We start from the raw sequence: 6,198 nt of genomic DNA, 5'->3' as shown, positions 1-6,198 counted from the left end.
ATCCCGACAACCTCGCGACCGGGCAGTCGGCGCAGACCGGCATCGGCGCGGCGCAGGGTGGCGGGGCGCTGGGCGGAGCGCCGCCGCCGGCGACCGCCGCGGGCGATCAGATGGTGACCGCGATCACCGCGACCGCCACCGCCCCCGGCGGCGCCCGCTTCACCCGGCGGGCGGTGGTGGAGCTGACCTACACGACCACGGGCAAGCGCTGGCATATCGTGGCATGGGACGCGCCCGATGCCTGAGCCGGGGCGCCGGTCCGGATCAGTTGGTGTTGCAGATCATGTCCGAATCGCTCGACGCCTTGCCGGTCGGGCCGAGGGAGCAGAGATCGTATTCGTGCCCGGTGCGCGTCGACGGGAACCGGTAGACGTAAGGATGGTTCCAGGCATCGGTGGGCACGCCGGTGCCACGCACGTACGGGCCGTTCCAGCCGGTGACGTCGCCGGGCTTGGTCACCAGCGCTGCCAGCCCCTGCTCGGAGGTCGGATAGCTGCCGGTATCGAGCTTGTACATGTCGAGGATGCCGCCCAGCCGCTCGATCGACTGCCGGGCGACGGAGGTGCGCGCGCCGCTGAGCTGGCGCAGTGCCGCCGGCGCCACGAGGCCGATCAGCAGGCCGAGGATGGCGATCACGACCAGGATTTCCAGCAGGGTGAACCCGGCCTGCGCCGCCGCCCGCCGTCCGGCCGGGGGGACGAGTTCGGGGCCATCGGTCGTGTGGGTTGCCATCGTCGCCGCCTCCCGTCGTTGCGCGGGTGCTTGGCACCGGAGCGGCGGTAATGGCAATCCCCTATCTCGCCTGCATGCTGCTGGTCGCCCGCGTCTATGCGCTGCCGCCGCGCGTGCTGCCGTCGATCCAGGCGGTGGAGGGGGGGCGCGCGGGGTTGGTCCACGCCAACACCGATGGCTCCGACGATTACGGCGTGATGCAGATCAACAGCCGCTGGGTGCCCGCCCTGGCGCGCGTCGCGCGTCTGGCGCCGGACGACACGCGGCGGCGGCTGATCGATCAGCCCTGTTTCAACATCGCCGCCGCCGGGCTGATCATGCGGACCTATCTGAACGAGGCGCATGGCGACCTGCTGCGCGCCGTCGGATATTACCATTCGCACACGCCGGCCTATGGCGAGTCGTACCGGCTGCGTGTCATCGGCGCCGCGACCCGGCTGTTCATCGCGCCGCGGCCCGCCGGGGAGATGCCGGCGACGGCGGCGCCGCCCTCCCCGGCGGTGCCGCGCGTCCGGCTCGTCGCGCAGCGCACGGCCGGGGTGCGTCATCGAACCGTCTCGCGCCTGTCACACCGCTGACACCGGCGGCGGGCTACCGGCACCGGCTGTCCCAGGAACGGTCGAGGTCCGACGTGCGACGTGGCGTGACGATGATGCTTCTGTGCTGGCTCGTGCTGCTGCCGGCGGCGCTGTCTCCGGTCCCCGCGCGGGCGGACGGCACGCTTGCGCGCGTGCGCACCGCCGGGGTGCTGCCCTGCGCCGGGACGCTCGCCCCCGGTCTCGATTTTCCCGACATCACCGAGCATCGCCTGTACGGGCTGGAGGTGGAGGTGTGCCGCGCCATCGCCGCCGCGGTGATCGGCCCGGCCGCGCCGATCCATTTCCGGTCGCTGCGCGAGGGCACGCAGGGGCCGGTGGTGCGCCGCGGCCTCGATGCCGTGTTCTTCCTGACGATGGAGGACGTGATCGCCAACCACCTGCAGAACCTCCTGCTGCAGGGGGCGCCGGTGTTCCTGCGGGCGCAGCGGGTGGCGGTGCGGGCGGACAGCCCGATCCAGCACGTGGAGGAGCTGCGCGGCCACCACATCTGCGCCGAACCCGGCACCGGGTCGGAGCGCGCCCTGCATGCCTGGTTCGCCGAGCGGCATCTGAGCTTCACCTTCTTCCCGTTCGAGGAGCAGGAGGAGATGATCGACGCCTTCACCGCCGGGCGGTGCGACGCGATGGCCGACGACGTGCTGCGCCTCGCCGGGATGCGCGTCGATGCCCGGCGCATGGGCACGGCGCTGCGCATCCTGCCGGAGAGCCTGTCGCTGGTGCCCGTCTATGTGTTCACCCGCACCGACGACGGCGCCTGGGCGGCGGGCGTCGCGTGGGTGGTCGACACGCTGCTGCGCGCCGGCCATCGCGGCGGTGACCTGCGGGACGGGCGGCTCGATCAGCTCGACCTGGTGGCGCGGGAGCTGGGACTCGATGCCGGATGGCAGGCGCGGGTGCTGGCGACCGTCGGCTCCTATGACGCGATCCTGCGCCGGACGGTGGGAGCGGACTCGCCGCTCGACCTGCCGCCCGGTCCGAACCGGGTCCAGGACGAGGGCGGTCTGCTGGTCGCGCCCTATGCCGAATGACGGGACGGGGCGGCGGGGCGACGAAGTGATGCGATCCGGCAACGTCATCCGACTGCAACGGCAACATCATCCTGAAGCTTGGCCACATGTGCAAAAGGTAATCCCAGGTTAATTCTCCCAGGGAAGGAAGTGCCGCATGAGGCGCGCCAGTCTGCTTGCGTGTACCGCTCTGTTCGCCGCGTGGTCGGTCGTCCAGCCGGTCACGGCCTTTGCCCAGTCCGCGTCCGGCCAGACGGTCGTGATCCAGCCGCGGCCCAACTCCACCGTTGCGCCGTACGTGATCCAGCCGGCGAGCGAGCCGACGCTGTCGCGCGCGCAGGTGATCGCGCTGCTGCGCAAGAAGGTGAAATACGTCTTCGTGCTGTTCCAGGAGAACCGCTCCTTCGACAGCTATTACGGCACGTTCCCCGGCGCCGACGGCCTGTTCGCCGATAACGGTAAGCGCGTGAACACCGACAGCCTGCCGGGCTTCACGCAGCAGGTGATCGAGTACACGACGCAGCAGCCGATCAACATCACGCCGTACCGCATCGGGCCGCAGGCGCCGATCTATGCCGCCGACACCGACGACGTCGATCACAGCCATGTCCGCATGGCGCAGAAGATGGACGTCGACGCCAACGGCAACGCGGCGATGGACCAGTACGCCCTGGTGGAGGAGCAGAAATACACTCCCGCCGGTGGTCAGGTGACACAGCAGGCCCAGCAGATGGGCGAGCTGACGATGGCGTACGAGGATTGCGACACCATCCCGTTCTACTGGAACTACGCCAACCGCTTCACGCTGTTCGACCACATCTATCAGACCACGATCGGCCCCTCGTCGCCGAACGCCATCGCGATGTTCGCCGGCCAGACCGGCGAGACGCAGTGGGTCAAGCACCCGGCCGTCGCGGCGGTGGATAACGGCGAAAGCCCGACCACCGGCGTGCCGGTCGTGACCGATAACGACCCGATCTGGGGCTCGCAGCTCGATACGTCGGCCAGCGCCTGCGACAGCAACGTGACCGGCTCCAACACGCCGGGCGGCCCGCCCTGCGGCGCCCCGTCCGGCCAGCCGTCGCAGAGCCCGACGTCGAAGCCGCAGGTCAACCTGACCTTCGCCAGCCTCGCGCTGACGCTGTCGGGCGGTCAGCTGTTCGACATCGCGATGCAGGACAAGAGCCCGTCCACCAACCTCGCGGACGTGCAGGCCGACATCGAGGCGATCATGACCAACAACGGCCTCTACACGCCGTGGGGCTGGTACGAGGAAGGCTATGACCACGAGCCGACCGATCCGGCCGGCACCGCGACGCACGCCGCCTATGTGACCCACCACAACGGGCCGCAGTTCTTCGGCTACATCTCCGACAACCCGCAGATGAGCGCCAGCCTGCACGGGCTGAACGACTTCTTCGCGGACATGCAGTTCCACGCCCTGCCGGATCATGGCGTGTTCTACGTGCGCGGCGGCTTCACCAACCAGGCGCATCTGAAGCCGGCCGACCCGGACACGGCGGTGCAGGCGAACTTCCAGGGTGACGACGACCACCCGGGCTATTCGGACGCGCATCTGTCCGAGGCGCTGATCGCCCGCGAGGTCAACGCCATCGCGCGCAGCCCGTACTGGAAGGACAGCGCGATCATCATCACCTATGACGAGTCGGAAGGCGACTACGACCATGTCGCGCCGCCGATCATCAAGTATGATCCCAGCGGCCTGCCGCTCGGCCATGGCCCGCGCATCCCGTTCACCCTGATCTCGCCGTATGCCCGCGCGCATGCGATCGTGAAGGAGAACGGCGACCACAACTCCGTCATCAAGCTGATCGACGAGATCTTCAAGCTGCCGGCGCTGGCCGACCTGCCGGACGAGGGCTCGGCGCGCATCATCGGCGCGACCGCGTTCCAGTTCCTCTATGGCCTGCCTGACCAGCCCTATCTCGGCCCCGAGGATGCGGGCGTGCCTGACATCTCCGACCTGACCGCCGGCTTCAGCCCGGCCCGCCTGCTCGGCCTCGCGCCGCCGCTGCCGGCGAGCTACGCCCAGACGCCGGACAACGTCGTCAACACCGTGCCGCCCTATGGCAACAACGGTTGCCAGGCGATCGGCGTGGTGCCGGAAGACCAGCATTTCGGCATCACCACGACGCTGCCGCCGCACTTCAACCCGCGGCCGCTGACCGATCCGACGCCGAACGCGGGCTGATCCGCCTGCCCGGCGCAGCCACGACGGCCGGTCCCTTTGTGGCCGGCCGTCTCCCTTTCGCCCCATATTGAAACGGAACGTTAACGATGCGTTTCCTCCCGTTCGCAGCCGTGGCGCTGGCGCTCGCGGCTCACGGCACGCCCGCCCGGGCGCAGGTGCTGGACCAGTGGGTGCAGTATGCGCCCGGCGACACCGTTCTCCTGCGCGCCATCACGTCGAACACCGGCAGCGGGTCGATCTGTCCGACCGCGTCGGTCGACGGCCGTGCGGTGCATCTGCGCGAGCGCTTCGTGCCGGACAGCGATTTTCCGATCCTGGAATGCGAGGCGTCGGTGCCGATCGGCGGTCATCAGGCGATGATCGGCGGCGTGCCGCTGCGGATGCCGCTCGCGCATCCGCGCCGCATCGTGGTGATCGGCGACACCGGCTGCCGCATCAAGGGGACGGCGGCACAGGCGTGCAACGATCCCGTTGCCTTCCCGCTGCAGCGCATCGCCTATTTCGTCGCCAACTTCGCGCCCGACGCGATCGTGCATGTCGGCGACTACTTCTATCGCGAGTCGCCGTGCCCGCAGGGGGCCGGCGTGGACTGCACCGGCAGCCCCTACGGCGACAACTGGGGAAGCTGGAACGCCGACTGGTTCGGCCCGGCCGCCGCGCTGATCGCCAGCGCGCCGATCGCGCAGACGCGGGGCAACCACGAAAGCTGCGGACGCGGGCAGAACGGCTGGTACCACCTGCTGGACCCGTTTCCGTACAACCCCGCCGCCGTCACCTGCACCAAGGGCTCGACCTATGATTTCGAGCCGCCGTACACCGTGAAGATGGGACCGACCACGCTGCTGATGTTCGACAGCAGCTTCGCCAACGACACGACGGGGTCCACCAGCCCGACGGTGATCAGCACGTACAAGAGCGAGCTGTCGCAGATCCTGTCGACGCTGTCGGGCAACGTGATCTATGTCACGCACAAGCCGACCTATGGCCTGATCGGCGTCAGCGACACCGGCATCGTGTCGGGCGGCGACAACGACGAGCAGAACGTGTTCAGCGACGGCGTGCCGCAGCCGATCAAGCTGCTGCTGTCCGGCCACATCCACAACTATCAGGCCGTGCAGCTCACGTCGAAGGCATATGCGCCGCAGCTCGTCGTGGGCATCAGCGGCACCGCGCTCGATCCCGACGGCGTGCCGACGGACCAGCAGCACGCGACCTATCAGGCGAGCCCGTCTACCACCGCGACCACGGTGAGCACGGCCGACCTCGCGGATTTCGGGTTCGCGGTGCTCGACGCGACCGGGGTCGGCTATCGCGGCACGATCTATGACCTGAACGGCGCGGTGCTGGCGCATTGCGCGATCGACCTCGACGACCGCCGCCTTGCCTGCACGCAATAGGATGCAGGGGCGGGCGGCGGCCCAAGCTGACAAAGGCCGGCGGGGCGGCGCATAGTGCCGGGATGGACGGCCGCCCGCGCGGCGCCGTCCATCCAAGCTGCACGCCCTGACCGGAGTGAGACCGATGCCGTGTTTCCGCCAGCATGCCGGCCGGGTCTCCGCGACGCCGCGCCCCGTGCCGTCCGGCGGATGGCGGCACGGCTTTCTCGGCGCCCTGTGCCTGGCGGCGCTGTCGATGGTGACGCCCGCCC

The 6,198-nt window shown here is 69.5% G+C and carries 6 protein-coding genes; 5 read left to right on the top strand and 1 reads right to left on the bottom strand.

Annotated elements, in window-relative coordinates; all coding sequences use genetic code 11:
- Positions 1 to 245, top strand: a 245-nt coding sequence (locus B8460_RS21630) for a hypothetical protein (protein ID WP_048860452.1), incomplete at its 5' end; no start/stop codon positions are given.
- Between the two features lie 19 nt (positions 246 to 264).
- On the opposite strand, the gene gspG is transcribed toward B8460_RS21630, so the two are convergent.
- Complete coding sequence (gspG, locus tag B8460_RS04860) at positions 265 to 732, bottom strand: type II secretion system major pseudopilin GspG (RefSeq protein ID WP_084623242.1); 468 nt, start codon at positions 730 to 732, stop codon at positions 265 to 267.
- Between the two features lie 50 nt (positions 733 to 782).
- Here gspG and B8460_RS04855 point away from each other — a divergent pair, with 50 nt between their 5' ends.
- The 4 genes from B8460_RS04855 to B8460_RS04840 all read left to right on the top strand — a co-directional run bounded on the left by B8460_RS04855 (position 783) and on the right by B8460_RS04840 (position 5,947).
- A complete protein-coding gene (locus tag B8460_RS04855; RefSeq protein WP_084623241.1) occupies positions 783 to 1,310 on the top strand; it encodes a lytic transglycosylase domain-containing protein in 528 nt (175 codons plus the stop codon).
- Between the two features lie 65 nt (positions 1,311 to 1,375).
- Positions 1,376 to 2,359 (top strand): type 2 periplasmic-binding domain-containing protein, encoded by a 984-nt coding sequence (locus B8460_RS04850; protein WP_158322713.1) that lies wholly within the window; start codon positions 1,376 to 1,378, stop codon positions 2,357 to 2,359.
- A gap of 136 nt (positions 2,360 to 2,495) precedes the next feature.
- Entirely contained in the window at positions 2,496 to 4,550 is a 2,055-nt protein-coding gene (locus B8460_RS04845; RefSeq protein ID WP_048860450.1) for a phospholipase C, read from the top strand.
- Between the two features lie 86 nt (positions 4,551 to 4,636).
- Positions 4,637 to 5,947: a metallophosphoesterase family protein gene (locus B8460_RS04840; RefSeq protein ID WP_048860449.1), complete on the top strand. Its 1,311-nt coding sequence runs from the start codon at positions 4,637 to 4,639 to the stop codon at positions 5,945 to 5,947.
- Positions 5,948 to 6,198: the final 251 nt, after the last annotated feature.

Origin of the sequence: Acidisphaera rubrifaciens HS-AP3 (assembly GCF_000964365.1) — a bacterium.
Classification (GTDB): domain Bacteria; phylum Pseudomonadota; class Alphaproteobacteria; order Acetobacterales; family Acetobacteraceae; genus Acidisphaera; species Acidisphaera rubrifaciens.
The sequence above is the reverse complement of the archived record's forward strand: the minus strand, read 5'-3'. Positions and strand labels throughout refer to the sequence as shown.